The following is a 1324-nucleotide window of genomic DNA, read 5'->3' on the forward strand; positions in this document are numbered from 1 at the left end:
ATCGGGACCGGCCTGTTCCTGGGCGCCGGCGGCCGGCTCAACGCGGCCGGCCCGTCCCTGGTCATCGCCTACGCCGTGTGCGGGTTCTTCGCGTTCCTGATCCTGCGCGCCCTGGGCGAACTGGTCCTGCACCGGCCCTCCTCGGGCTCCTTCGTCTCCTACGCCCGCGAATTCTTCGGCGAAAAAGCAGCCTTCGTCTCCGGCTGGTTCTACTGGATCAACTGGGCCACCACCACCATCGTGGACATCACCGCCGCAGCCTCTACATGAACTTCTTCGGCAACTACATCCCCTGGATGGCAGCCGTCCCGCAATGGGCCTGGGCCCTGACCGCCCTCATCGTCGTCCTCGCCCTGAACCTCGTCTCGGTCAAAGGTCTTCGGCGAAATGGAATTCTGGTTCGCCCTGATCAAAGTCGCGCCCTGGTCATCTTCCTCATCGTCGGCACCTACTTCGTCATCTTCGGCACCCCCGTCGACGGCCAACAGTCGGCATCAGCCTCATCACCGACAACGGCGGCATCTTCCCCAACGGCCTGCTCCCCATGATCATCCTCATGCAAGGCGTCCTGTTCGCCTACGCCTCCATCGAACTCGTCGGCACCGCCGCCGGCGAAACCGAAAACCCCGAAAAAATCATGCCCAAGGCCATCAACTCCGTCGTCTTCCGCATCGCCGTGTTCTACGTCGGCTCCGTCATCCTCCTGGCCCTGCTCCTGCCCTACACCTCCTACGAAAAAGGCGTCAGCCCCTTCGTCACCTTCTTCGGCTCCATCGGCATCCAAGGCGTAGACGTCATCATGAACCTCGTCGTCCTCACCGCCGCCCTGTCCTCCCTCAACGCCGGCCTCTACTCCACCGGCCGGATCCTGCGCTCCATGTCCGTCAACGGATCCGCCCCCCAATTCGCCTCCCGCATGAACAAAGCAGGCGTCCCCTACGGCGGCATCGCCATCACCGCCGCCATCTCCCTCCTCGGCGTCCCCCTGAACTACCTCGTCCCCGCCCAAGCCTTCGAAATCGTCCTCAACGTCGCCTCCGTCGGCATCATCATGACCTGGGCCACCATCGTCCTGTGCCAAATCCAACTCAAACGCTGGGCAGACAAAGGCTGGCTGCAACGCCCCACCTTCCGCATGATCGGCGCCCCCTACACCGGCTACCTCTCCCTGCTCTTCCTCGCAGGCGTCCTGGCCATGGTCTTCATCGAATCCCCCCTCACCATGCTCGTCACCGCCATCGCATCCATCCTCATGGTCATCGGCTGGTACGCCTGCCGCACCCGCATCCACGAAATCGCCGCAACCCGCGACGGCCACACCGGA

General features: G+C 63.7%; 1 pseudogene. It reads left to right on the forward strand.

What is annotated here, in order from left to right:
- Window positions 1-1324 (forward strand): annotated as a pseudogene (locus tag G205_RS20380) (amino acid permease); the annotation flags it as partial.

The organism is Arthrobacter nitrophenolicus, assembly GCF_000332815.1.
Taxonomy (GTDB): domain Bacteria; phylum Actinomycetota; class Actinomycetes; order Actinomycetales; family Micrococcaceae; genus Arthrobacter; species Arthrobacter nitrophenolicus.